The organism is Luteimonas sp. Soil_N_1 (assembly GCF_057656255.1).
On the sequence record NZ_JBDGKS010000001.1, the window covers coordinates 1,545,063 to 1,571,270 of the forward strand.

Below are 26,208 nucleotides of genomic sequence, written 5' to 3' on the forward strand. Positions count from 1 at the left end.
GGGTCAATCCTTGAAAAGGGTATGACTCCAATGTGCTTGAAATTGTCCATTTGGCAATAGCAAAAGAGCCCCAATAAGAGGCTCTAATGCTTTCTTCATTGCTGGATCACTTTCTCAAAGCGTCCGCTTCGAGGTAATCGAGCTTCGCCAGGTCGATACGGCGTTCCCCGGCTCGGTTCAACACCACGAACGCCTGTCCCTTGGTGAGCAGCGAGGTGTATTCCTCGGGCAGGAAGATGGGCTGGTTCTCGATCTTGCCGCCTTGGGGCACCACAATGTTCTTGGACACGGAACGGTCATCGATGTCCATGATCCGCTGACCGTTCCATTGCGCCCCCTTCTGGGCGCGCAGTGTGGTGGTGTTGGGAGTGGCCACGACCAACTGCCCTGCGCCTTTCCGCTCCAACTCTTTCATGAGCTCGCGTTGCGGGTGATGCGGGTCGTTGAGAGGGCTGGCAGCCAGAGCGTTCAATCCACCCCAGTAATCCAGGCCGATGGTGGGCTGAGAGAACTTCACCATGGGCGCCGTGCCCAAACGCTTGGCGAAGTAGTCGTAGGTCTGCGGGCTGGTCCGCATACACACCAGGCTTTGGAACGTGTTGCAGAACTGCGTGGCTTTCATCTCGCCATCGAACGCGTTGACTAGCGATTCGAAACCTTGTGTCAGCATCACCGCACACATGCCCAAGGAGCGGGCCTTCGGAAGCAAGCGGCGCTCGGCGTCGGACACCAAGTCCTGACACTCGTCCATCATGACCATGAGCGGCGACTCGCCCCGCTCACGCCATTTCGAATCGCTGCCGCGCAAGGCCACCGAGTTGTAGACGCGTTGCTTGACCAAGGCTGCGATCAGGCGGCCTGCTTCCTGGTGCTTCTCTTCGGGCAAATCCACGCCCACGGCCTTCCAGCGTAAGCATTCTGAAACGTCGATTCCATCCTCGAGGTTCTTCCAGTGATTGCCTTCGCTGTCGAGCAAGTAAGGAGCGGAGAGCAAGGGCAGGATCCGGATGTCCACGTTCGTATAGAACGATGACTTCTGGTTCGGCTCCTTCGAAGGCCAGTTCACGGTCGCGTAGATGATCGCTTCGTCCAGGAGGCCTTGCTTGCCGATGTCGGGATGAATCGAGTTCGGGTCGCGGTCGGCCTTCGAAGGGTTGAAGCCCAGGAAGTCGAGCGCGGCCATCATCTCGGGTCCAGCCGTCCAGGAACCGTCCTCCTGCTTCTTGTCGTTGAACGTCATGTTGAACAAGCGGGCCAACGTGGCGCCGTTCCACAACCACTCGCGCGGGCGGTCGCGATACACCGCGAAGCGATCGTGCTGGGCTTGGAGAGCGGCCAGGCGCTCTTCCTCGTGGGCGACGTCCCCAGCTTCGCGGCGCTTCTGCTCGATGACGACGATCTGGCGGGTGATGTCGAGTTCCAACAACGAAGCCGAGTGCGCGCAGAACGCTTTGTAGGCCTTCTCATGCTTGTGGAGCGCTTCGAAGAGCACGCAGGAGTTACGGATGAAAATGTCCGCGCCTGCGCCCCAAATGCCCTCTTTGTCGTCGCCATTGGTGCGGGCGACAGAGTTCAAAGCGGTCGCGATTCCATTTCCGTCGAGGCCTTGAAACGGAGCGAACTTCACACCTGGGGTGACCATGACGTCGATGATGCTGGAGAGGTCGCCCGCCAAGGCTCCCTTGCCATCGAGCACCAACAGCCCACCGAAGCGGCTTTCCATCCACTGCATGGCCATCGGGCGCGCGACGCTGGCCGTCTTGCCGATGCCGGTCTCGCCGAAACAAAGGAAATGGGTGGTGAGATCCATCGCGGACAACACCATCTTCATGCCCTTGTCGGGCGCGTAGGGAAAGTGCTTTTTCGTCAGCCAGCCCGAGGCGTTGCCAACAACGAAAAGGGGCGAGGTGTCCTTCAACGCGCGTTTGGCTTGCTCCAGGCGCGGTTGCACGTGCGCGCTGCTCAAGCCGCCCGCCCGAGCCAACGTGTCGCGGTGGCTCATCTCGTTAAGCCACTTGGCGCGCTTCACGTAGTTCGCGTTGGCGTAGAAGACGGGGTAGATCGATGCCAAGGCAAAGTAGACCGCGGGGCGCAGCCAAGGCGGGAGCACCGCGGCCACAAGCACAGCCACCGTCAGCAACGTGCCGACGGAAGCAACTCGGCGAACTTTTTCGAAGAGGCTGCCGATGATCCCTTCCGAAACGTTGCTGTCGAACACCACGAACAACACAGCAAAGCACCAAGCTGCAGCCACCAGTGCCGCGGTTCCAGTGAGGCCTCCAGTGAGGGGCGCGGTGAGGCTCAGGCCGAGCGGCAGCAAGCCCACCAATCCGAGGGTTTTCACCGCCTCCCATCTGCTCTCACCGTGGGCCAAGGCGACGACGAATGGCGCGAACAGCAGCGATACCGGGATAGCGAGCAGCAACGAGAACTGCGCGGCCAAGAAGACAAGCAACGCCACAGTCGTGATACCGCCATACATGAGCGGTGTGGCCGTGCTGTCGTCTCCTTTGGCCTGGTCCGAAGGCATGAGGTATCCCGAGATGGCACGGCCCAACTTGGTGTTGAGCATGCGGGGCGTGGTGTCGCGAAGGTCTTCCGGCACTAGGGGCCAGAAGTCCTTGAAGAGGTCCTCGTCGAGGTGGTCGGGCACCGTCCACGTCTTGTCGGCGTTCTCGATGGCGCCAAGCCTCAGAAGGTCCGCTCGCTCTTCCTCGAACGCAGGCGCGGGCAGGGTGCGGCTAGGCAGCCGCTGCGGCGCATCGAAACGCCCTACGAGGTTGTCGTAGCGATCCAAGGCGCGCTTCAAGAGGCGGGCTCGGTAGCCCTGCTTAGGCGCGGTGATTTTTCGGGTTGCCTCAACCAGCGTTTCGCGCTCTTGTGCGTCGGCATTGGCCTTATCGGCCTTGCGCTCGGCCAGTGCGATGGCGATGTGTTGCTTCAGGGGCCGGATAGCGCGTGAGGGCAACTCGTCGGTGTAATCGAGGAAGTCGTGGAAGGTGAAGGATTTCATGGGTAGGGGGTTCCTCGGTCAGAAACAGTGGGGGTGTTTGGCTTGCTCATCGGCAAGCTGCTCGGGGGTGAAGAACCCCGGAATGGCAGCCAGTTCTTGAAGGGCTTTGCAGCGTTCGGCGCTGGCCGGCTCACCGGCTCCTTTGAGTTCGCCGGCCTTTCCAGCCACCGTTTCGGCGGTGCCAGCGACCCAGGACGACAGCCCCGGTGCGACGTCCGGCTGGCCGCCCTTGAACGCGACCGGGAGCAAGGCCACCAAACCCACGACCAGGATCGACAGGGCGGCGTTCACGCGGAAAACGGCGCTGGCGCAAACGGGCAATTCTTCCTGGCGGTATTCGTTGGCGAGGATCGAGTGCTCGCGATGCTCGTGAAGCTGATCCGGAGGCGGCAGGGTCCGATCCTCTTTGCAGTAATAGAACTGCTCCTGGATCTCCTCGCGAAGGTGGCCCAATCCTTTTTTCACGGGTGACCCAAGAAACAGGGTTCCAGCGGCTTTCATGAAGCGAGAACCCCAGCGGGGGCCGCTGGATTCTCGGTAGGCGACGAAGAAGTATTTAAGCAAGGGAGGGCTCCAATGGATTGGTCTCATTCAGGGGTAGCAAAGAAATGGAATTGCGCAATCCCCAAAAACGAACAAAGCCCCCAATGGAGGCTTTGCCGAGACGGATCACCTCCTTTCGTTACCAACCAATAGCCCATGCCACGCCTACTGCCGTGTCACTACCGCTTCGAGAGACACCAACAGAGAAAGCAGATGGCGATCCACGAGGTGTGGTCACATCGCGGGCGTAGCCGACCGAGAGGGCAATCTCCCCACCGCAATGCCCGCTGCCCATCGCGAAGCGGTTACGCGTTTTGAGGGAGGCAGTTGAGGAAGCCATCTGGGCGTTTGCCTGACCCATTGCGCAGACGCTGCTCACTCGCCGGTCCAGCCGATCCACGCGACGATCCACGTCTTGCCAGCGGTCATCTTGCTGACGCTGAAGCTCCCAAATCTGCCCACCGTTCACCGCATCCGTCGACCCGGCCTCGATACGTCCCGAGGTCACGTTGGTCACCCGCTGATTGCCCGCGTTAACCCCCGCCGTCGTCATAGACGGGCCGCCTTCGATGGACACGCCCCGGCTGTCCACCGTTGTGCCGCCAACACGAATCGAGCCTTGCTCCGAGAGCAGAACCGTGTCCGACAGGCTTGCGGTCTGGCTCTCGTCGTCGTTCGCGGTCACCTGGACGTTGCGGCCGGCATGGAGCACTCGCCCATTGCCCGGCTCACCTTTGTCGCCCTTGTCACCCTTGTCACCCTTCGGGCCTTGAGCGCCGTCTTGGCCATCGGTGCCGTCGCGACCGTCGTTGCCAGGTGCGCCGGGTGTGCCTGGCTCACCAGGATTGCCTGGGCTGCCAGGCTCTCCCGGTTCGCCTGGAGTCCCAGGGGTGCCGGGGCCCGTCACAGGCGGTGCGGACTCCAGCGCGAAGAGCCGACCATCAAGGTTGTCGAGAGCGCTGCCGACGTTTGAGTGGCTCGTGTTGTCGCGGAAGAAGTAATTCGGGCCCAGCAACTGGCCGTTGAGCGAGGACACCACCGCGCCGCCGCCAAGGGCACCGGCAACCTGGTTCAACTGGCCGACGTTGGCCGCGTCCGTCGCGTTGAGACCTGGTCCGACGTGGACGAGGCGGCGAGCCTCCCCTTCGCGGCCGAATGAGGTGGTGTTCTCCTCGTTGCACTCCGCGCTGTAGCCATAGGCCGAACACCGGCGAGCGTTGGCCTGGGCATAAGCGCCGGTTGCCGTCGTTTCTTCAGCGTTGGCTTGGGCCTGGTGGCCCACGGCCGTTGCTGCTTCGGCTACTGCCCCAGACAGGGAACCCACGGCCGTGGTGCCGTAGAAAGTGGCTTGGGCTGATTGACCGGCTGCAACGGAGTAGGAGCCCGCTGCGTTCGCGCTGTTGGCTCCGGTGCGCTGGCCCTCGGCTGCGAAGAATGGGTTTTCGACTGCGCCACCACCGCCGCCGTTGGCAATGGCCGTGTCCAACGCAGCCAGGGCCTGGCCGACGTTGGTGAAGGTGCCCAAGCGAAGCGCGTAGCTGGGGGCGGTGAAAGCGCCCGTGGCAGGGTCGTAGGTCGCGCCGCCGCCCAGGCCCGTGACTACGCCCGAGAGGGCAGGCACGACCTGTTGATGGATGACCGCGTCATTAGCGGCCGTGGCGAAAGCGACATTGGAGACACGGCGCTTGAGCGATTCATTGCCAACAGAGACTTGATTCTCGCCAGCGACAGAAGAGGCACCCAGTGCGACGCCATTGGCAAAGCCGGTAACCCTAGCGTTGTGGCCAACAGCTGTTCCCGCATACGACGCCCCGGCGTTTTGCCCTACCACAGTCGCGTTTTGGCCCGCTGACGAGTCATTACCTACCACAACCGAACCGACTCCATCGATACGGGAGCGGCTACCGAGAATGACTCCCCCACGAAGAGTCATGGAATCTGCCCCAATAACGATCGCGTGATCAGCGTAGGGGGATGCCCACGCCACAGCGTTGTTGCCGATGGCGATGTTGTTGGCTTCGCCTCGCGTGTTCGCACCGTCACCGATAACGATCAAAGCTGCGTGGGCATTCACGGAAAGGGTGGCCGCTACAACTAGGGCCAAGGTTTTCAGGGACGTGTTCAAGGGGCGGACTCCGAAGCGGGGGAATGGGTGAGGCGGTGGTCGCAAACGACTCCCCCCTCGTGGATCTGGACGTCGGCTCGAAACCGTTCGGGCACGCCAATGGGCGCCGCGATTCGTTCTTGAAGAACGGCGGGGCCCGAGTAGGGAATGGAAAGGGCGTAAACGCCCCTGGCGTCGGTTACCGCGTCGAAGACCTCGCCACTGACCACGTCGATAAGCGCGATGGGAACGCCGGGACGGGGGCCATTGGCCCAGACCGCGCCACGGATGTGGCAGGTTTCGCCCTGCACCAATCCAATTGGCCGTTCGGCCAGGCTCTCAATCAAAGACAGGGATTGGGCGTTTGCAATTCCTGTTAGGGAAAGACAAGAAAGAAGAAGGGCGATTCGAAACACGGGGCTTCCATGGGATGAGGTCTGTATCCCAGGGGTAGCAAAGAAATGGGATTGCGCAATACCCGAATCGAAAATAAAAAGGCCCCCGATTTCTCAGGGGCCTGCCCTGACCAGGGGCGTTTCCGATTGGACCCATTGCGCCAACCGGCTTTCTACCCATAGCAGAAGAATGGGTGAAAGCAATACCAGAAAGGGAGAGCTAGCTGGTTTTATTTTTGGCTTTCTTCTTGGCCAAGGCCTTCAGCCGCCTATCGCGCTCCGCTTCAGCCAGCTCCACGTCGCGGCCCAGGTCCTCGGCTTTGGGGTTGTAGTAGCGCATGAGCATCTTCGGGGTCTTGTGCCCCGTGATCCGCATCACCTTCTGAAGCGGCAGCAGGTCGGCGAGCTCAGTGGTGCGGGTGTGGCGCAAATCATGGAGGGTGGCATCGACCACTTTTGCTTTGCCGCAGGCCCGCGCCCATGCCTGGGTCAGGCTGTCGGGGCGAACGGCACGGTTTTCTCCCATCGCGAAAACGGGTCCGATGGGCGTGGGCACGTCTTCCGGAATCAGGGCGGTTAGCACCTTCACGACCTCTTTCGTGAGCGGGATGGTCCGGTGCTGGACCTTGCCCGTCTTTGGAGACTTCGTATCCTTGAACGTGGCTACGGGACTGTCGTCCAGGCGCACGTTTTCCCAACGCAGTTTCACGGCCTCGCTTCGTCGGCATGCAGTCCAACGCAGGAATTCAATGGCGCTGCGGGTGGCGGGGTTTGCGCCCTCCATCGCTTTCAGGATGGCTGACCATTCCTTGTCGGTCACGACCCGGTCCCGCTCGTTGTCCACGCTAGGGCGTTTGGCCGTCAGCACAGGGTTGGCGACATCGAAGTGCCACTCTTTTGCCGCCACCGTGAACACATGGGACAGAACGGCCAGTTGTCGCACGATGGTAGAGGGGGCCAAGAAAAATTGCTCATCGAGGACTCGAGCAACCCCATGTTTCGCCGTGCTACCAAAGTCCTGCGGCAGCAACGATTGGGCGGGGCGAGCGCAGAGCTTGGGAAAGCGGGCGCGTAGCTGGCGGCTGGTTCGTCTGTCGCCATCACCACTCTTCTTCCGAGGGCAGATCTCATCCTCATACCGCTGCATCCAGGCACCCAGGGTCTGGGTCTCAAGGAGTGCAGTTGTCGGTCGCTTCTCAACATGCAGCGCGGCGCGCTCGGCGGCAGCGAAGGCGGCGGCTTTCTTATGGACGGCCTCTCGACTATGGGGCGACGCCGACGGCGCGTCGATGTCGTAAGGGAAGGTGCGGTTGATGCGATGGATCTGCTTGGACGCGTCTTGGCGCTTGATGCGAACCTGCCATGAGCCCCCGCGGTCGTAGACGCCTTGCGTGGACTTGTCCTTCTTGGGGCGGGCCATGCTGACTCCTTGTCAGGATTGAGCCCCATTTTCCCAGAAATTTCCCTAACGTTCTACAAGTGCATGATTACATTGTTAGTATTTTACATTCGTAATGCGTAGGTCGTAGGTTCGATTCCTATTTCCGGCACCAGATCCACGAAAAAAGCGACCTCCGGGTCGCTTTTTTCGTGGGTCCGGGTCAAGGCTTGTCAGGTGGCATCGACGCGATTGCGTCCGGCGGCCTTGGCGCGATAGAGCGCGGCATCGGCATCACGGATCCAGTCCACGAGCGCGGCCTGCGTGGCGCGCGTCTCGGCCAGCCCGACGCTGACCGTGCAGGACAGGCCGGGCTCGGCCTCGAAGACCAGCCCGGACACCTCCGTGCGGACACGCTCCGCAATTACAAGTGCGCGTTCGCGGTCGGCGGGCCACAGCAGCAGGGCGAACTCGTCCCCGCCGAAGCGCGCCGGCACGTCGTCGCCGACAGCCGCGCCGCGCAACACTTCCCCGACGCGCCGCACCACGATGTCGCCCATTCCGTGACCGTAGCGGTCGTTGGTGGTCTTGAAGTGGTCGATGTCGATCAGCAGCAGCGCGGCCTGACGCCCGCTGCGCTGGAACAGCGTGAAGGCGTGCGCCGCACGTGCGTCGAAGTGGCGCCGGTTGGGCAGGTCGCTGGCCGCATCGGTGCGGGTGGCGAGTTCGAGTTCACGGTTCTGGCGCGCGATCGTGCGTCCGAGCCGCCAGGTCACCACGCTGAGCGCGAACTGGTAGCCGAACATCAGTGGCAGGCAGGCGATCATCGTACGGGCCGACGTCGCCGGCTCGAACGCCTGTCCGCCCGCGAACCAGACGACGACGAATCCCAGGCCCAGCGCAGGCGCCGCCCGGGCCAGCAGGCGCGCGCCGCCCGCCGCGAAGCGGTCTGCGGTCAGTACGGTCAGCAGGACGGCGGTCGGCAGCAGGTTCACGGCCATCGCGGCAATCCACGCACCACCCACGGCCGCGTCGAACAACAGGTTGCGGTACTCGACGGCTGCGGGGTCGCGGGCGCGCCCCGCAAGCCACCAGGCGATCTGTGGCCAGGCGAATGTGTTGAGCACAAGCGCCACCCAGACCCAGCCGGGAACGCCACGCTCCAGCAGGACCGACCCGATGGGCAGTGCACAGAGCAGGGTGCCGAGCATGCGCATGCGACGGATGCGTGCCACGAAACGTAGGGCGGGCGTCCGCGAGCGGTCGACGATGTCGTCGTAGTAGGGCACCTGCGTGGCCGGCTCGCTGCTGTGTGTGGACGTGGTGTGAAAATTCTAGACCTGCCGGGCGGCCCCGTACTGCTTTTGCGTTCGCCGTCGGGGGAAGCGTGACGTCCGGCAGTTGCGTTTGGGGCCGCGCGTCATAAGTGCGCAGCCTGCCCGCGTCTCCGGTGATGCGACGCCGCTCCGATATGCTGTGGCCGTCCCTTCATGACCCGTGCAGCCTGTGGCCAAGACCGCTTCCAAAGCCCGTACCGCCTTCGTCTGCAACGAGTGCGGCGCCGATTTCAACAAGTGGCAGGGCCAGTGCAGTGCCTGCGGTGCGTGGGATTCGATTTCCGAGATCGTGCTCGAAAGCGCGGCCGCCGCCAGTTCGCCGGCATCGCGTCGCAGCGGCTGGGCCGGAAAGATCGATGCGCCCAAGGTCATGGCGCTGAAGGACGTGCAGCAGGGCGAAGACGTGCGCGTGTCGACCGGCATCGGCGAGTTCGATCGCGTGCTCGGCGGTGGCCTGGTCGAAGGCGCGGTGGTACTGGTCGGCGGCGATCCGGGCATCGGCAAATCGACGCTGCTGCTGCAGGCGCTGGCGCAGATGGCCGGCACGCTGCCGGGCCTGTACGTCACCGGCGAGGAATCGCTGGCCCAGGTCGCGGGTCGCGCGGTGCGGCTCGGGCTGTCGCTCGATGGTCTGCATGCGCTGGCCGAGACCGGCATCGAACGCATCCTGCAGCACGCGTCCGAACTGCGCCCGAAGCTGATCATCGCCGACTCGATCCAGACGTTGTGGACCGAGTCGCTGACCGCAGCGCCGGGTTCGGTGAGCCAGGTCCGCGAATCCGCCGCGCGTCTGGTGCGCTATGCCAAGGAAACCGGTACTGCCGTATTTCTCGTCGGCCACGTGACCAAGGAAGGCGGCATCGCCGGCCCGCGCGTGCTCGAGCACATGGTCGATGCGGTGCTGTATTTCGAAGGCGACAGCGGCAGCCGCTTCCGGGTCATGCGTGCGTTCAAGAACCGCTTCGGCGCGGTCAACGAACTCGGCGTGTTCGCGATGGGCGACAAGGGGCTGAAAGAAGTGCCCAACCCGTCGGCGATCTTCTTATCCGGCGGCAGTACGCCGCAGCCCGGCAGTTGCGTGATGGTCACGCGCGAAGGCACGCGACCGTTGCTGGTCGAGGTGCAGGCGCTGGTGGATGCGTCGCCGCTGTCGAATCCGCGCCGCGTCGCGGTGGGCATGGAAGGCAACCGGTTGGCGATGCTGTTGGCGGTGCTGCATCGCCACGGCGGCATCATGACCGGCGACCAGGACGTGTTCGTCAACGTCGTCGGCGGCATCCGCGTGCAGGAAACCGCAGCCGACCTGCCGGTGCTGCTGTCGGTGCTGTCGTCGCTGCGCGACGCGCCGCTGCCCGACAAGACCATCGCGTTCGGCGAGGTCGGATTGAGTGGCGAGATCCGCCCCGTGCCCAATGGCGAAGAGCGGCTGCGCGAAGCGGCGACGCACGGTTTCAAGCGCGCGATCGTCGCCAAGGCGAATGCGCCCAAGACCGGCAGCTTCAAGGGCATGGAAGTGATCGGCGTCGAACGTCTGGCCGAGGCGCTGGAACACATCTGACGCGGCGCGCGGGCTAACATCGGGCGATGCCCCGAACGTCCATTTCGACGACCGCCGCGCGCGTCGTCTCCATCGTCCTGCATCCTTTTCTCGTGCTCGCAGCGCTCGCGCTGCTTGCAGCTTGGCGCGTCGATCCCGCATCGCTGTCGCGCACCGCGCTCGGTATCGGCGTCGCGATCGCGATCGTGTCGGTCTTCATCTGGCAGCGGCGCCGCGGCGGTCACTGGCAGACCGTCGATGCCTCACGGCGGCAGGAGCGCCCGCTGCTGTACGCGCTGGCGCTGCTGGTTGCCGGTGCCTACTGGCTGTGGATGGGCGGCCGCGCGTCGGCGACATCGAACGGCGTACTCGCCGCCGTCGCGATGCTGTGCGTCGCCGGCATCGCCAACCGCTGGATCAAGCTGTCGCTGCACATGGCGAGCCTGTCGTTCGCGGGCGTGGCTGCGTGGCCACTGTGGCCTGCGGCATCGATCGTCGCGCTGGCTGCGTTGCCATTGCTTGGCTGGGCGCGATTGCGGATGGCGCGGCACACGGTGCCCGAGGTGCTCGGCGGCACGGCGCTGGGTCTGATCACCGGCGTGGTCCTGCTGTCAGCCACCTGACGAGCGGACGCGGCAGGGTCCGATGCCCATCCGTCATGTGTCGGCGCAGATTGCGGGTGTGGCACTCCGCCGCGATCGACATCCATGACAGATGCAGATGCGCCGTTTCCGCAGAGACATTCCGAAGCGCTGGGCGATCGCGGTGTGGTGGCTGGTGCTGCTGTGCGCGCCAGCGGGTGTGCTTGCACTCGATGTCGCCGATCGCATCGGTGTGCCGGGCCCGATCCGGTTCGGCGACACCGATTTCGCGCTGCAATGGGTCAGCACGCCTTCGGCGGCACTCTACAAACAGGAATATGTGCCGGCCGGTCAGCGTGTGCAGCGCTACGACAGCATGGTCCTGATCGACGTGCGGCCAGTCGGCGCCGGTGTCGTGCAGACGGTGCGCGCGATGATCGAACAGATCGAGGCACGCAAGGCCACCGATCCGGTCGCCAACTACGATGTGCTCGTCAACGATGCGGGCGACCAAATCCTGCTGGATTTCGTGATGTCGGCGCGCGATGCGTCCGGCCTCATCGTCGAGTGGAATGCCTACCGCTACTTCCCCGGTCCGGGCGGGCAGGGCACGACGCTGATCGCCATCAGTCGTCGCGGCTACGACGATGCAGCGCGCAACTTTCTGGTGGATCTGAAGACGCGCCGGCAGCAGGACATCAGCACGCTGTCTGCCTTGCAGCCGTTCGACATCAAGCTGCTGGACCGCTGACGCCGACGTCGATCGCGTGTGGCCTCAGTGTCCGCCCGACGCGGCGCCGCCGAGCTTCGCCACGAACGGCGGCTTTGCCATCCACACGAACGCGATCACCACCAGGAACAGGATGCCGAGCAGGTGGAAGATGTCGTTGAAGCCGAGCTGTGCGGCCTGCTGCGCAATCATCTGGTCGAGCATCATCGCGCCGCGTTGCACGTCGCCGTTGCCAAGTGCGGTGACGGTCTGCTGCAGCGTCGGATCGTGCGCGGGGATGTGTTCGATCAGCTGCGCGTGATGCACCGTGGTGCGCTGGTTCCAGCCCCAGGTCGTCAGTGACGCCGCGAAGCTGCCACCGAGCGTGCGGCAGAACGTCGCCAGGCCCGAGCCCGCGGCGATCTCGTGCGGCTCCAGATCCGACAGCAGGATCGTCAGCACCGGCATGAAGAACAGCGCGACGCCGAGGCCCTGCCACAGCTGCACCGTCGCGATGTGCTGGAAGTCGACGTCGAGATTGAAGCCCGAGCGCAGGAAGCTGGTGAACGCCATGACCATGAAGGCGAAGCTGGCGAGCACGCGCAGGTCGAAACGCGTCGCGTACTTGCCGACCAGTGGCGTGAGCAGTACCGGCAGGATGCCGATCGGCGCGGTCGCGAAGCCGGCCCAGATCGGCGTGTAGCCGAGGTTGCGCTGCAGCCATAGCGGCACCAGCAGGCCGACCGCGAAGAACGCCGCGTAGCCGAGCACCATCGCGATCGTGCCGAAGGCGAAATTGCGGTGCCGGAACAGGCGGAGGTTGACGATCGGATCCTTCTCGGTGAGTTCCCAGATCAGGAACACCGCCAGGCCGATCACCGCGGTGATGCCGAGCCACACGATCTTGGTCGACTCGAACCAGTCTTCCTCGTTGCCGAGGTCAAGCAACGTTTGCAGCGCACCGACGCCGATGATCAGCGTGATCAGCCCGACGTAATCCATCTTCGGCGTTTCGAGCTTTTCGGGTCGGCCGCGCAGCTGGTTGGCGACGACGACGCTGGCGAAGATGCCGATCGGCACGTTGATGAAGAAGATCCATTCCCAGCTGTAGTTGTCGGTGATCCAGCCGCCGAGGATCGGTCCGCAGATCGGCGCGACCACGGTGACCATCGCGAGCAATGCGATGGCCTGACCGCGTTTGGCAGGTGGATAGATCGAGATCAGCAGCGCCTGGGTGACGGGATACATCGGGCCGGCGACGAAGCCCTGGATCGCGCGCGCGGCCACCAGAAATCCCATGCTAGATGCGAGACCGCACAGCAGCGACGCGAGCACGAACGCGAACGTCGCCCACACGAACAGCTTGCGCTCACCGAAGCGCCGGACCATGTAACCGGTCAGCGGCAGCGCGATCGCGTTGCTGACCGCGAACGAGGTGATCACCCACGTCGCCTGGTTGGAACTCGCGCCGAGATTGCCGGCGATCGTCGGCAGCGACACGTTGGCAATCGTGATGTCGAGCACCTGCATGAACGACGCCAGCGCGAGGCCGATCGTCGTCAGCGCGAGATTCGGCGGACGGAACGCGGTTGGCGCGGCCGGGGCAGGGGCGTCCGGCGCGTCTGCAGTGGTCGTGGACATGGCGGACTCGGCGGGCGGCGGATCAGCGACGGGCGACGGTGGTGGCCGGCAGGTTCTGCGCGATGGTGCGTTCGATCAGCGCATCGGCCTGCGCCAGCTGTTCGGCATAGGCATCGGTCGACAGCAGCGGCGTGTTGCGCGGCGCATCGACCGAGGCGAGCACGGCGCCATCCTGATCGCGGATGGCGACATCGACATGCATCGACAGGCCGAGTCGCAACGGATGCTCGACGACCTGCTCAGGGTCGAGTTCGATCCGCACCGGCACACGCTGCACGATCTTGATCCAGTTGCCGCTGGCGTTCTGCGCCGGGAGCAGCGAGAACGCACTGCCCGTGCCCATGCCGAGACTCGCGACGCGACCGTCGTATCGAACGTCGCTGCCGTAGAGATCGGCGTGCACTTCGACCGGTTGGCCGATGCGCATCTTCGTGAGCTGGGTTTCCTTGAAGTTCGCTTCGATCCAGACCTGTTCCAGCGGCACGATCGTCATCAACGTATTGCCCGGAGCCACGCGCTGGCCGAGCTGCACGTCGCGCTTGGCGACATGGCCCGACACCGGCGCGACGATCGCCATGCGCTGCAGGTTGAGCCACGCCTGGCGCAACTGGCCGGCGGCGGCCTGCACCTGCGGCTGGCTGGCGATCTCGGTCGCATCCACCAGCGCGCGGCTGCGCGACAGCTGGCCCTGTGAGCCCGACAGCGCCGCTTCGGCGCCGGCCAGAATGTCGCGTGCGTGCGCGAGTTCCTCGCGCGACACCGCACCGCTGGCGACAAGCCCCTCGCGACGCTTCACGTCCTCGCGCGCCTGGCGCACGGCGACCTGACGCGCGGCGAGATCGGCCTGGCCGGATTCGACGCTGCTGTAGAGCCCGCGCACCTGACGCACGGTGCCGGCAAGATTCGCGACGGACTGGTCATAGGCGACCTGCGCGTCGTTGGGATCCAGATGCACCAGCGCCTGGCCAGCTTCAACGCGCATGCCTTCGTCGGCATCGATCGACACCACTGTGCCCATCGTCTGCGGCACGATGCTGACCACATTGCCCTGCACGTAGGCATCGTCGGTGTCCTGGTGCCAGCGCGCGACCAGCAGATACCACGCGGCCCAGCCGATGCCGGCAATGATGGTCACAGCGGCGAGGATCAGAAGCGCGCGGCGGCGCTTGCCGTTCTTCTGCGGCACAGCAGCGGCAGCAGCGGAAGTGGATTCGGAAGTCATGGCGTGATCGTCCCGGCGTGGGTCTGCATGGAAGAGGTGGGTGCGGTCGGCACGAGGCCGCCGCCGAGCGCGCGGTCGAGATCGACCGATGCGCCGAGACGCTGCGCGCGCAATGCTGCGAGTTGCTGTTCGAGCTGGAACAGCGGACGTTGCGCGGCGAGCACATCGAGCTGGTTGCCGAGGCCCGCCTGGTAGCGCGTGTCGGCGAGTGCGAACGCCTGTCGTGCGGCTTCGGTGGCCTCACTGACTGTCGCGATCTGCGCATCGAATGCGCGCGTCGCCTGCAGGGCGTCGGTCACTTCGCGCAGGCTCGTCACCAGCGTCTGGTTGTAACTGGCGACGGCGAGGTCGTAATCGGCATCGCGTTGCGACAGGCCCGCGCGCAGGCGACCGCCATCGAAGATCGGCAGGCTGATTGCCGGACCGCCGAGCCCGAGCACCGCGTCACTTCCGAACAGGTCCGACAGATTGCCGGCGGCAAGACCGACCAGCGCACTGAGATTGACGCTCGGCTTGAACGCGGCCTGCGCCGCATCCACGCCGCGCGATGCGGCTTCGACCCGCCAGCGCGCAGCGACGACGTCGGCGCGATGGCCGAGCAGTTCGCTCGGCAGCACCGCCGGCACGTTCGGCGCGGCGGCCTGCAGCAGCTGCGGGCGTGCGATGTCGAGACCGCGGTCCGGACCCTTGCCCAGCAACGCCGCCAGCGCATTGCGCAGCGCGTCGATCTGCTGCTGCGCCGCTTGTGCCTGCTGACGCGCAATGCCGATCGACGTGTCGGCGTTGCGCAACTGCAGCTGGTTGTCGAGACCGGCATCGACACGCTGCGCGGCCAGATCGCGCAGGCGGCTCGCACGCGCCTGTTCGCGCGCGGCGACATCCTGCGTGTCGAAGGCCTGGGCCAGCGCGATGTAGGTGCGCGCGACGTTCGCCGACAGGTTGAGCCGCGCGGCCTGCGCATCTACTTCCGCGGCGCGTGCCTGGCCGGCGGCGGCTTCGAACGTTGCACGCTGGCCGCCCCACAGATCGGGCGCCCACGCGAAGTTCAACATCAGCACGTTGCTGGCTTTGAAGTCGCCGCCCAGCGGTTCGGGCGCAATGGTCGCGGGCAGTTGCACGCCACTCACGCGTGCGCTGGCAGCAAGCGTCGGGTTGCGCTGCACGTCGGCGAGTCCGGCCTGCGCACGCGCGCTGCGGGCGCGGGCATCGGCCGCCGCCAGCGACGGGCTGTCGCGCAGGGCTTCATCGATCAACGCGTCGAGCTGCGGATCGGCGAACGCAGTCCACCAGTCGGCCCGCGGGAAGTCGGCCGCGCTCAGCGACTCGCCGCCGAGGCTGCGCGTCGTGGCGAGCGTGTCGGCATCGGTGGCGGTCAGTTGCGGCGCGAGCCCGCGGCTGCTGGCACAACCGGCCAGCAGCAACGCAGCCGCCAGCGTGGCAACGATCGGCAATGCGGCAGCCCGCGCCCGGCGCGGGGCGCGTGTCGTGGAAGAAGACATGGTCACTGTCCGGGGAAGGAGAGGTTGTCGCGGACCTGTTCGAGGACGCGGATGAACTGCAGGCGCTGCGCCTCGTCCATGCCCGACATCGCGCGCTCGCGCACACGGTTGCCGCACTGGTCGATGTCGCGCCAGATCGCCTGGCCTTGATCGCTGAGCTGGATGCGCACCACGCGCCGGTCGCCGGGGTTGGCGTGGCGCTCGACGAGGCCGCGTTCGATCAGCTTGTCGATCAGCCGTGTCATCGCACCGGGGTTGAGCTCGGCTGCGCGCGCCAGATCGGTCGCGCCCGTGGTGCCGAGCGCAAGCTTCTTCAGCGTGATGTATTGGCTGAAACTCAGATCGTGGCCGGCGTTCGACAGCTCATCGGCCATCCGCGCCCACATGGCGTCGCGGACTTGCCGGAACAGCAGGCCCAGCGAAGAACCGCTGGCAGACGCGCAGGGGCGGGTAGTGTCCATGGCGGCGCATATTCCTCGCCCGTGCAATTGTTGTCAAGGCAAGTATTGTTGCGGCGGACGGAGCCGAGCCCGCAGGTTCGCGGCCGTTCAGATCAGGAATCCGTACTCAGCCGCCTGGCACAAGGTCATAGGGCTGGCGCAGCTTGCGCTCGGGCTGGTCAGGATCCGCGACGATCCGGTACATCCACGCCGCGGCATCGCCGGCAGCGCGCAGCCGGGTCGCGGCCAGGCCTTCGGCGACTTCGGTCTCCACCGCGATCACCCGGCCATCCGGGCCGAAAGTCAGCACCCAGACGAAGCGGCCGCTGTAGTCCGCCGGCGCGATGTCGGGCAGGTAGCGCGTGCGGCCGTTGACGAATGTGCGGTCGCCGCGATGGAAGGCGGCGGTGTCGAGACTGTCGGCGACTTCGATCGTCGCCTCCGCGGCAATCCGCCCGTCGAAACGCAGGATGACGTGGCGCATGCCGGGTGCGACGCCGAGCGCGGCCAGATCGATGTTGCGGCAGCGGACGACCTGCGACGGTGCGCCGGTTTCGGCGCCGACCCACAGCGGATGCCGCCCTTGCGCATCATCGATCTCCAGCCGCACCTCGACCGCGCGCCGCGGAAACGCGGTCGATTTCCAGCAGGCGAGGTGCGGGACCTCGGGCCGAGTCAGCAGTCCGAGCGCAACCGGCCGCGCGTCCGAGCCGGGTGCGGGGGCCTCCCATAGGAACTCGATATGGCCGTGGATCGGCGAAGCCGGTTCCGCACTATGAGATGCGAGCGCGCCCGCTGACGACAGGCACGCGAGTGCAGATGCGAGAACAGTGGTGAACGTCCATGCGCGCATGCGGGGCTTCCGGATCAAGAAAACGGGAAATTGTCAGAACGTGCGCGTCCGCGCCAGTCGTGCTGTCGCACCATCCGACAAGCGATCGCGATGCGCGGCCAACGCGTCCAGCTACGCACGCCGGTTGCGCCGTTTTTGCGACTGGATTTCAGGGTTCACGCGTGTCTCACGCACGGCCGGTGTCAGATCGCCGGGCAGGGGTTGCACGGACGCCGTCGAGGCACGACACGGCGCCCAAGCGGCGTAAGCCGCGGGAGGTCCATCGATGATGATCACGAACCGGCGCATGCGCCGCGTGTCCCGCTCGGCGCTGGCGGGTGCGATCGCCGCATCCCTGTCGATCCTCTCGGCCAACGCGAACGCAGAGTGTGTACCCGTACCCACGACGGGCAACGATGCGCATGTCTGCAGCAGCGACGAGTACACCGGTGATCTCGTCGATACCGGCGGCAGCAACAGCCTCACATTCCCGTCCGGCGGCAGCGGTGTCATCGATGGCAACGTGGTGTTCGGCGCAGGTGCGGACCGCATCGATATGCAGTCGGGTGCCATCACCGGCAACGTCACCCAGGGCGCCGGCAACGACAGCTTCGTGATCGCCGATGGAACGGTCGCAGGCGCGGTGAGCCAGGGCGAGGGCGTCGACCGTTTCGTGATGACCGGCGGCACCATCGGCTCGCTCAATCAGGGCAGCCAGCTCGATTTTGCGGAAGTCCACGGCGGGCGGATCGTCGGCCTGTTCTTCGCCGGCGACTTCTTCACGATGACCGGCGGCCGCATCGGCGAGGTCAATCTCGAGCAGGGCAACAACGAGATGCGAATGTCGGGCGGCAGCATCGACGGCAACGTCAGTGCCGCGCAGAACAACGATCTGCTGGAACTGTCCGCTGGCGACATCGGCGGCACGGTGAACTTCGGCAACGGTGCCAATACGGTGCGGATCAGCGGCGGCCGCATCGGCGGCGATGTGCTGACCGGCAGCGGTGTCGACGTGTTCGACATGCGCGGCGGCACGGTCGCGGGCGGGGTGAATCAGGGCGCCGGCGATGATCTGTTCGTGCTCTCCGGCGGCACGGTCGACGGTACGGTCCTGCAGGGTGACGGCAACGATCGCGCCGAGGTTTCGGGCGGTCGCATCGGCGGTGATCTGGATCAGGGAGAAGGCGGCAACGTCGCGCTGGTCGGTGGTGGCGAGATCGCCGGCGCACTGACGACAGGCGGTGGCATCGACACGCTTGCAGTCACCGGCGGCAGCATCGGCAGCGTCAGCCAGGGCGGCGGCAACGACGTGTTCGAGATCAGCGACGGTGTGGTGCTGGGCGCGGTCAGCCAGGGCACGGGTGTCGATCGCTTCCTGATGACCGGCGGCACGATCGGGTCTTTGAACCAGGGCAGCGAGCTCGATGTCGCGGAAGTCCGCGGCGGACGAATTGTCGGTCTGTTCTTCGCCGGCGATTTCTTCACGATGACCGGCGGCCGCGTCGGCGAAGTGGATCTCGAGCAGGCGAACAACGAGATGCGCATGTCCGGCGGCAGCATCGATGGCAACGTGCGCGCGGCGCAGGGCAACGACCTGCTGGTACTGACGGGCGGCGCGATCGGTGGCGGCGTGACGTTCAACAACGGCAACGACACGGTAATCGTGTCCGGCGGCCGCATTGCTGGTGACGTGCTGCTGTTCAACCCGGGCAGTGCGAGTGTGCAATTGCACGGCAACAATCTCGTGCAGGTCAGCGGTGGCGCCATCGGCGGTGGCATCACGACCGGGCAGGGCAGCGACCGCTTCGAATGGACAGGCGGCGGCAGCATCGGCGGCGACATCGCGCTGGGCGCAGGCGATGACCAGGCGACCCTGCGCGGTCTCGACGACACGTTGCTGACAGCGAGTGCGGCCACAGACCGGTTGATCGATGGCGGTACCGGTGCCGACGTCACGACCGGCAACGCCGTCGATCGGCTGACCTTCGACGGCACGACATCCGCCGGCGCTGCGCGGTACACGCGATGGGAACAGGTGGCGTTGACGAACGCTTCGGTGTTGACGCTCGACAGCGATTTCTTGCTCGGCGATGCCGGCTCTGCGACGGGCCGGTTCGAGATCGATTCGACCAGCCAGCTTCTCGTGGGTGCCGGCGCGAATGCGGCCGTCACGCCGTTCGTGTCCGGGCGCACCGCCACGCTGGTCAATGCCGGCCTGATCGACTTCACCAATGGCGCGTCCGGTGCAGGCGACCGGCTGACGATCGTCGGCGACTACATCGGCGCGGACGGTTCGATGCGCCTGGACACGGTGCTGGGCGACGACGATTCGGCATCGGACCGTTTCGTCATCTCCGGCGGCCGTGCCAGTGGTTTGACCGGCTTGGACGTCGTCAATGCAGGTGGCGCCGGGGCACAGACGCGCACGGACGGCATCTTGCTGGTCCAGACGATCGACGGCGCGGGCACGGATGGTGATGCGTTCGCACTCAACGCACCCGTGGCCGCAGGCGCCTACGAATATCTGTTGTTCCGGGGCGGCATCAGCGCGGGCACCGCGGACAACTGGTATCTACGCAATACCCTCGTGGCAGCACCGGTGCCGTCCCCCGGGAATCCCGACCCGCCGCCTCCGCCACAACCTGCGCCGGTGCCGCCCGTTGCGCCCGATCCAGGCGTTCCCGAACCCGCACCTCCGATCCAGCCCCCGCCGCCGCCGTCACCTGCGTTGCCGGGCGAACCAGTGCCTCCGCCACCGGAACCGCCGACCCCGGGCGCTACACCGCGAATCGATGAGGTGGTGCCCTTGTTCCGCCTCGAGACGCCTGCCTATGCGGTTGTGCCTCCGGCGGCCTACGAGATGGGCATCGCGATGCTCGGCACGTTCCACGAGCGCCAGGGCGAGCAGGGTCTGCTGCAGTCGGAGGGCGCGCTGTCCGCAGCTTGGGTGCGCGTGCTGGGACAGCGGCGAGAGCAGGCGTGGCGCGGCACAGCACGCCCTGCTTTTGATGGCGGATTGAACGGCGTGCAGGCCGGACTCGACGTGTATGCCTCCGGGCAAGGCGGTGAGGCCCGACATCGCATTGGCGTGTTCGCCGGCCAGACCAGGTTGCGCGGCGACGTGCGCGGTTTTGCGCTCGGCTGGGACAACCTCACCGTGGGCGACCTGCGGCTCGACGGCGACCACGTCGGCTTGAGCTGGTCGCGCATCGCACCGGGCGGGAGCTACATCGACGCGGTCGTCATGGCGTCCCGGCTGGATGGCGATACCCGCTCGAGCCGGAATCTGGGCGTACAGCTCGACGGCGACGGTCTCAGTGCTTCGCTGGAAGGCGGCTGGCCGATCGCGCTCGGTCAGCGCTGGGTACTCGAGCCGCAGGCGCAGCTGATCTGGCAACGCGTGGCGTTCGACGATGTCGCAGATCGGTTTTCCACGGTCGGATTCGATGCAGGCGACGCGGTAACCGCGCGCGTCGGTGCGCGGCTGCATGGCAGCTACGACACCGCCGTGGGCATCGCACGGCCCTACCTGAAGGCCAACCTCTGGCACGACATCAGCAGCACCGACCGCGTCGTTCTGGGCGGCGATGTGTTGGCCAGCGAGCGTCGGGGCACGGCGCTCGAGATCGGTGGTGGCGTGGTGTCGCGGATCAGCGACGGCGTCAGCGTGTTCGCGGTCGGCGATGTCACGCGCAATCTTGGCGGCGAGCGTCGGCGGGTGCTGGAGGGCACGCTGGGCGTGCGTCTGGACTGGTGACGCGCGACGTCAGACAGTGCGCCGCAGCACCAGCTCCAGCACGAATTTGCTGCCGAAGAACGCCAGCACCAGCAGCGCCATCGCGGCCAACGTCCAGCCAACGGCGCGGGCGCCGCGCCAACCGTGACGCCAGCGGCCGAACAGCAGGGCGCCGAAGGCCAGCCAGGACAGCACGCTGAGCACGGTCTTGTGCATCAGGTGCTGGGCGAAGAAATCGTCGACGAACAGCACCCCGGTGACGAGCGTCGCGGTGAGCAGGGCGAAGCCGACCCAGATGGTGCGGAACAGCAGCGATTCGAGTTCGGTCAGCGGCGGAAGCGCGCGCAGCCAACGATGGAATTCGCGCCGGCGCAGCGCGCGTTCCTGCGCCCACAGTAACAGCGCGAGCAGGGCGGCGACGGCCAGTGCGGCGTAGGCGAGCAGCGCGAACCAGGCGTGCATCTGCAGGCGCCAGTCGAGCGTGTCGGACGACGGGTGCGCGGCCTGGCCGTAGCCGAGTAGGGTCAATGCGGCAATCGGAAACACGATCACGCCCAGCGCCGCCATGCGACCACGCACGTCATAGAGCACCGTCAGCACGGCCATGCCCAAGCCCACCAGCGACAGCGCGGCGAAGAAATGCAGTTCGGCGCCGACCTCGCGCCACACCAGCACATGCGCGGTCACGTGCAGCGCGATCGCGCCGAGCGCGGGCGCCGCCCACCAGAGCCTGCCCGGCGCCGGCTCGCGTGCGACGCCGCGCACGAGCGCCGCGGCCGCCAGCAGATAGAGCAGGGCTGCGATGAGAACGATTGTCATCGCGCGAGTGTCTCATGCCGGGCGCATCCGGAGGGCGCATCGCGGCGTGCGGGCAACGGGCCGCACAGGGCGGCGGGCTATAATCGTCGGCCGTATTCCGTCGCATCGAGTCCCGCATGTTCGAGTCCCTGACCCAGCGCCTGTCCGGCACCATGGAGCGCCTGCGCGGCCGCGGTCGTCTGACCGAAGAGAACATCCGCGAGGCCACCCGCGAAGTGCGCATCGCGCTGCTGGAAGCTGACGTCGCGCTGCCGGTGGTGCAGGCGCTGATCGAGCGCATCAAGGTGCGGGCGGTCGGCCAGGAAGTGCTGAAGTCGCTGACCCCGGGCCAGGCGCTGATCAAGGTCGTCCGCGACGAGCTGACCGCGGTCATGGGTGCGCAGGCGACCGAGCTCAACCTCAACGTGCCGGCGCCGGCGGTGATCCTGATGGCCGGCCTGCAGGGCGCGGGCAAGACCACGACGGTCGGCAAGCTGGCCAAGCTGCTCAAGGAAAAGCGCAAGAAGAAGGTCATGGTGGTCTCGGCCGACGTCTACCGTCCGGCCGCGATCGAGCAGTTGAAGACGCTGGCCGAGCAGGTCGACGTGACGTTCTTCCCGTCTGAATCCTCGCAGCAGCCGGTCGACATCGTGCGCGCGGCGATCGCCGCGGCGAAGAAGTCCTTCATCGACGTGCTGCTGGTCGACACCGCCGGCCGCCTCGCGATTGACGAAGCGATGATGGACGAGATCAAGGCGCTGCATGCCGCGGTCAATCCGGTCGAGACGCTGTTCGTCGTCGACTCGATGACCGGCCAGGATGCCGCCAATACCGCAAAGGCCTTCGGCGAAGCGCTGCCGCTGACCGGCGTGGTGCTGACCAAGACCGACGGTGACGCGCGTGGTGGTGCCGCGCTGTCCGTGCGCTACATCACCGGCAAGCCGATCAAGTTCGTCGGTACCGGCGAGAAGGTCGACGGCCTCGATGTCTTCCATCCCGAGCGTGTCGCCAGCCGCATCCTCGACATGGGCGACGTGCTGTCGCTGGTCGAGCAGGTCGAAGGCCAGGTCGACAAGGGCAAGGCGCAGAAGCTCGCCGAGAAGGTCGCCAAGGGCAAGAAGTTCGACCTCAACGACATGCGCGACCAGCTCGAGCAGATGCAGAACATGGGCGGCATCGGCAGCCTGATGGAGAAGCTGCCGGGTCTGGGCCAGGTGCCCGAGCATCTCAAGCAGCAGGTCAGCCAGGGCAAGGAAGTGCCGCGGATGATCGCGATCATCGGTTCGATGACGAAGAAGGAACGGCGCAATCCGAACCTGCTCAACGGCTCGCGCCGCGCGCGTATCGCCGCCGGTTCCGGCACCACGCCGTCCGACGTCAACAAGCTGATGAAGCAGTACATGCAGATGGAAAAGATGATGGGCAAGATGGCCCGCGGCGGCATGAAGGGCATGATGCGCGGCCTGCAGGGGATGATGGGCGGCATGGGCGGCCGCATGCCGTTCCGTTGATCGCATGAGCTCCGCGGCCCGCCAGCGCAGTGACGCCTTCTGCTCGCGCTTCGGACTGCGCCTGCCGGTGTTGCTGTCACCGATGGCGGGTGCGTGCCCGGTCGCGCTGTCGCACGCGGTGATCGAGGCCGGCGGCATGGGCGCGATGGGCGCGGTGCTGTCGCAGCCTGATGACATCGGCACCTGGATGCACGGCCTGCGCGCTGCAGGAGACGGGCCGGCGCAGATCAATCTGTGGATTCCCGATCCTGCGCCGGTGCGTGATGCCGCGGCAGAGGCGGCGACAAGCGCGTTTCTCGCGCAATGGGGGCCGGCCGTGCCAGCCGATGCCGGTGATGCGACACCGGCCGATTTCGAAGCGCAGTGCGATGCGCTGCTCGCCGCGAAGCCGGCTGTGGCCTCATCGATCATGGGCGTGTTTCCCGCGCCGTTCGTCGCGAGGCTGAAAGACGCCGGCATCGCCTGGTTCGCTTGCGCGACGACGCTCGATGAAGCACTCGCGGCCGAAGCTGCCGGCGCCGACGCGGTCGTTGCGCAGGGTTTCGAAGCGGGCGGTCATCGCGGCGCCTTCGATGCGGCGAACGCCGATATGCAACTGGTCGGTCTGTTCTCGCTGATTCCGCGACTGGCGGATGCGCTGCGCGTGCCGGTGATCGCTGCGGGTGGCATTGCCGATGGGCGCGGCATCGCTGCGGCGCTGACGCTGGGCGCGAGCGCAGTGCAGATCGGCACCGCGTTCCTGCGCACGCCGGAGGCCGGCATCGCACCGGCCTGGTCCGCGGCGCTGGCATCGTCGGAGCCCGAACAGACCTGGCCGACGCGCGCCTTCAGTGGCCGGCTCGGCCGCGCGCTGGCGACGGATTACGTGCGCGCCGCCGCATCCGAGGGCGCACCACCGCCGCAGCCCTATCCCGTGCAGCGCGCATTGACGGCGCCGATGCGCGCGACCGCGGCGCGCGACAACCGGATCGATGCGATGCAGGCCTGGGCCGGCCAGTCGGCTGCGTCTGCGCAGGCGCGGCCTGCGGCTGAGCTCGTCGCCGACTGGTGGCGCACGGCCGACGCATTGCTGTGAATCGCATCGCATCGGCCACCAGCCTCTGGAACGAGGGCCGGCCTGCCGATGCGGTCACGCTGTCCGCGTTGCAGACTAATTACGGCCACCTGTCGACGATGCAGGTGCGGGGCGGTGCGGTGCAGGGATTCGGGCGTCATCTGACGCGCCTGCAATCGGCCAACGTCGAGCTGTTCGGCAGTGCATTGTCCGCTGCGCGCATCCAGCGCGAACTCGCATCGGCGCTTCACGCTGCCGCAGTCGACGACGCCACGCTCCGGGTTTCGGTCGGTGCGGTGGATGCTGCGGCGGTCGACCGGGGCGATGCCGTGGATGTGACGCTGCTCATTGCGCTGTCGCCGCCGCGCACTGCGCCCACGACGCCGCAACGGCTGCAGAGCTGCCGGCACCAGCGCCTGCTGGCACATCTCAAGCACCTCGCCACCTTGCCCTTGCTGCACGCACGGCGTACCGCCCGTGCCGCAGGCTTCGACGACGCGCTGCTGGTCGATGACGCGGGCTGGGTGCTCGAAGGCGCCTTGTGGAACATCGGCTTCGTCGAGGTCGAGGGCGGCATCGTCTGGCCGGAAGGCGATGCGCTGCGTGGCGTTACCGAGGGCCTGCTTCGTACAGGTGTCGACGCCGTGGGCATGGCCCAGCGCGTCGAACCAGTCCGGCTGGCGGAGTGCATCAGCTTCCAGGCGGCATTCGCCTGCAACAGCAGCGGTCTGTGGCCGCTGGCCTCGGTCGACCGGCAGGCATTCGCGCGAGATCCGGTCGTTCCGGAGGCGTTGCAGGCCGTTCTGGCGGCCGTGCCGTGGGACCCGCTGGAGGCCTGAGCGGCCCCGGCTTGCCGAGCAGGCGGGGGTTTCCGCTATAATCGCCGGCTTACCTCGCCACTCTGGCGACTGGGCAACACAGGAAGCAAAGCAAATGGTCAAGATTCGTCTGACGCGCGGTGGCGCCAAGAAGCGTCCGTTCTACCACATCATCGTGACCGACTCGCGCAGTGCGCGCGACGGCCGCAACATCGAGCGCGTGGGTTACTACAACCCGGTCGCCACCGGTGGCGAGCAGCGCATCGTCCTCGACACCGCGCGCGTCGACCACTGGGTGTCCAAGGGTGCGCAGATGACCGACAAGGTCCGCGCGCTGTACAAGGACGCCGGCAAGGTCGCTGCTGCGACCGCGGCTGCCTGATTGACGGGCCGCGCCTTCGGGCGCGGCCATTGTCGACATGAACGACCCGACGCGCCAACCTCCCCGCCGGATGATCCAGGTGGGCAAGGTCCATGGCGCGTTCGGTGTGCGTGGCGAAGTGAAACTCGAATCCTTCACCGAGCCGCGCAGCGCGATCTTCCGCTACCAGCCCTGGGTGCTGCGCGATCCGCGCGGCATCGAGCGCGAGTGCGAAGGCGCGAAGGGTCGCGAGACGCCGAAGGGCGTCGTCGCGACGCTGCCCGGCGTCGAGGATCGTGACGGTGCCGAAGCGACGCGTGGACTCGAAGTCTTCGTGCCGCGCGAAGCACTGCCGCCGCCCAAACCCGGCGAGTACTACTGGGTCGACCTCGAAGGCCTGCGCGTGCGCAACGTCGAAGGCGTCGATTTCGGTGTCGTCTCGCATCTGTTCTCGACCGGCGCCAACGACGTGCTGGTCGCGCAGGGCGATCGCGAACGCATGGTGCCGTTTGTCGTGCCGGACTACATCGTGTCGATCGATTTCGACACGGCGCTGGTGACGGTGGACTGGGATCCCGATTTCTAGGACGGTGCGCCGCGCCTTCGAATCGGCCGCTGTTGCCGTCGATACACCGCTGCGTCTGCAGGCACCTGATGCACTGCGCGATGCGACCGCAGGGGACACGCCATGACGTCCGA

General features: G+C 66.2%; 21 protein-coding genes. 9 read left to right on the forward strand and 12 right to left on the reverse strand.

The genetic code is table 11. The features are described from left to right. Positions 1-106 precede the first annotated feature (106 nt). From AC3A4E_RS07250 to AC3A4E_RS07275, 6 genes are all read right to left on the reverse strand, one after another. Entirely contained in the window at positions 107-3,013 is a 2,907-nt protein-coding gene (locus AC3A4E_RS07250; RefSeq protein ID WP_487630837.1) for a TraM recognition domain-containing protein, read from the reverse strand. Between the two features lie 18 nt (positions 3,014-3,031). Then, positions 3,032-3,577 carry a hypothetical protein gene (locus AC3A4E_RS07255; RefSeq protein WP_487630838.1) on the reverse strand — a complete coding sequence of 182 codons (546 nt, stop codon included), beginning with the start codon at positions 3,575-3,577 and terminating at the stop codon, positions 3,032-3,034. Between the two features lie 118 nt (positions 3,578-3,695). Then, a complete protein-coding gene (locus AC3A4E_RS07260) occupies positions 3,696-5,681 on the reverse strand; it encodes an adhesin (RefSeq protein ID WP_487630839.1) in 1,986 nt (661 codons plus the stop codon). Then, a complete protein-coding gene (locus tag AC3A4E_RS07265; RefSeq protein WP_487630840.1) occupies positions 5,678-6,076 on the reverse strand; it encodes a hypothetical protein in 399 nt (132 codons plus the stop codon). Before AC3A4E_RS07265 ends, AC3A4E_RS07260 begins: the two co-directional genes overlap by 4 nt. 199 nt (positions 6,077-6,275) lie before the next feature. Then, positions 6,276-7,475, reverse strand: a complete 1,200-nt coding sequence (locus AC3A4E_RS07270) for a tyrosine-type recombinase/integrase (protein WP_487630841.1) — start codon at positions 7,473-7,475, stop codon at positions 6,276-6,278. A gap of 191 nt (positions 7,476-7,666) precedes the next feature. After that, positions 7,667-8,722: a diguanylate cyclase gene (locus AC3A4E_RS07275; RefSeq protein ID WP_487630842.1), complete on the reverse strand. Its 1,056-nt coding sequence runs from the start codon at positions 8,720-8,722 to the stop codon at positions 7,667-7,669. A gap of 217 nt (positions 8,723-8,939) precedes the next feature. Between AC3A4E_RS07275 and radA the strand changes: the two genes are divergently transcribed. The 3 genes from radA (at position 8,940) to AC3A4E_RS07290 (ending at position 11,639) form a co-directional block, all read left to right on the forward strand. Further along, positions 8,940-10,328, forward strand: coding sequence for a DNA repair protein RadA (gene radA, locus AC3A4E_RS07280; RefSeq protein WP_232136102.1), 1,389 nt, complete (start codon positions 8,940-8,942; stop codon positions 10,326-10,328). A 26-nt stretch (positions 10,329-10,354) separates the two neighbouring features. After that, positions 10,355-10,930 (forward strand): hypothetical protein, encoded by a 576-nt coding sequence (locus tag AC3A4E_RS07285; protein WP_487630843.1) that lies wholly within the window; start codon positions 10,355-10,357, stop codon positions 10,928-10,930. A 97-nt stretch (positions 10,931-11,027) separates the two neighbouring features. Continuing rightward, the gene (locus AC3A4E_RS07290) at positions 11,028-11,639 is read left to right on the forward strand and encodes a hypothetical protein (RefSeq protein ID WP_487630844.1); all 612 of its coding nucleotides are present in this window, start codon (positions 11,028-11,030) and stop codon (positions 11,637-11,639) included. A gap of 24 nt (positions 11,640-11,663) precedes the next feature. Here the strand turns inward: AC3A4E_RS07290 and AC3A4E_RS07295 are convergent, their stop codons facing one another. The 5 genes from AC3A4E_RS07295 to AC3A4E_RS07315 form a co-directional block, all read right to left on the reverse strand. Then, positions 11,664-13,238, reverse strand: coding sequence for a DHA2 family efflux MFS transporter permease subunit (locus AC3A4E_RS07295; RefSeq protein ID WP_487630845.1), 1,575 nt, complete (start codon positions 13,236-13,238; stop codon positions 11,664-11,666). A 22-nt stretch (positions 13,239-13,260) separates the two neighbouring features. Next, entirely contained in the window at positions 13,261-14,460 is a 1,200-nt protein-coding gene (locus AC3A4E_RS07300) for an EmrA/EmrK family multidrug efflux transporter periplasmic adaptor subunit (protein ID WP_487630846.1), read from the reverse strand. Beyond that, positions 14,457-15,959, reverse strand: a complete 1,503-nt coding sequence (locus AC3A4E_RS07305; protein WP_487630847.1) for an efflux transporter outer membrane subunit — start codon at positions 15,957-15,959, stop codon at positions 14,457-14,459. Before AC3A4E_RS07305 ends, AC3A4E_RS07300 begins: the two co-directional genes overlap by 4 nt. Before the next feature lie 2 nt (positions 15,960-15,961). Further along, positions 15,962-16,420, reverse strand: coding sequence for a MarR family winged helix-turn-helix transcriptional regulator (locus AC3A4E_RS07310; protein WP_487630848.1), 459 nt, complete (start codon positions 16,418-16,420; stop codon positions 15,962-15,964). A gap of 106 nt (positions 16,421-16,526) precedes the next feature. Then, positions 16,527-17,252, reverse strand: a complete 726-nt coding sequence (locus AC3A4E_RS07315) for a hypothetical protein (RefSeq protein WP_487630849.1) — start codon at positions 17,250-17,252, stop codon at positions 16,527-16,529. A 265-nt stretch (positions 17,253-17,517) separates the two neighbouring features. Here AC3A4E_RS07315 and AC3A4E_RS07320 point away from each other — a divergent pair, with 265 nt between their 5' ends. Then, on the forward strand, positions 17,518-20,988 hold the full coding sequence (locus AC3A4E_RS07320; protein ID WP_487630850.1) for an autotransporter family protein: 3,471 nt from the start codon (positions 17,518-17,520) through the stop codon (positions 20,986-20,988). 9 nt (positions 20,989-20,997) lie between these two features. Here AC3A4E_RS07320 and AC3A4E_RS07325 read toward each other — a convergent pair whose 3' ends face one another. After that, positions 20,998-21,786 (reverse strand): cytochrome C assembly family protein, encoded by a 789-nt coding sequence (locus AC3A4E_RS07325; RefSeq protein ID WP_487630851.1) that lies wholly within the window; start codon positions 21,784-21,786, stop codon positions 20,998-21,000. A gap of 116 nt (positions 21,787-21,902) precedes the next feature. Here AC3A4E_RS07325 and ffh point away from each other — a divergent pair, with 116 nt between their 5' ends. The 5 genes from ffh to rimM all read left to right on the forward strand — a co-directional run bounded on the left by ffh (position 21,903) and on the right by rimM (position 26,095). Further along, complete coding sequence (gene ffh, locus AC3A4E_RS07330) at positions 21,903-23,276, forward strand: signal recognition particle protein (RefSeq protein ID WP_487630852.1); 1,374 nt, start codon at positions 21,903-21,905, stop codon at positions 23,274-23,276. Between the two features lie 4 nt (positions 23,277-23,280). Beyond that, a complete protein-coding gene (locus tag AC3A4E_RS07335) occupies positions 23,281-24,351 on the forward strand; it encodes an NAD(P)H-dependent flavin oxidoreductase (RefSeq protein WP_487630853.1) in 1,071 nt (356 codons plus the stop codon). Further along, positions 24,348-25,169: an aminotransferase class IV gene (locus AC3A4E_RS07340; protein ID WP_487630854.1), complete on the forward strand. Its 822-nt coding sequence runs from the start codon at positions 24,348-24,350 to the stop codon at positions 25,167-25,169. The genes AC3A4E_RS07335 and AC3A4E_RS07340 overlap by 4 nt, the downstream gene beginning before the upstream one ends. 94 nt (positions 25,170-25,263) lie before the next feature. Further along, positions 25,264-25,530: a 30S ribosomal protein S16 gene (gene rpsP / locus AC3A4E_RS07345; protein WP_232116211.1), complete on the forward strand. Its 267-nt coding sequence runs from the start codon at positions 25,264-25,266 to the stop codon at positions 25,528-25,530. Positions 25,531-25,567: 37 nt separating this feature from the next. Beyond that, entirely contained in the window at positions 25,568-26,095 is a 528-nt protein-coding gene (rimM, locus tag AC3A4E_RS07350) for a ribosome maturation factor RimM (protein WP_487630855.1), read from the forward strand. Positions 26,096-26,208 lie beyond the last annotated feature (113 nt).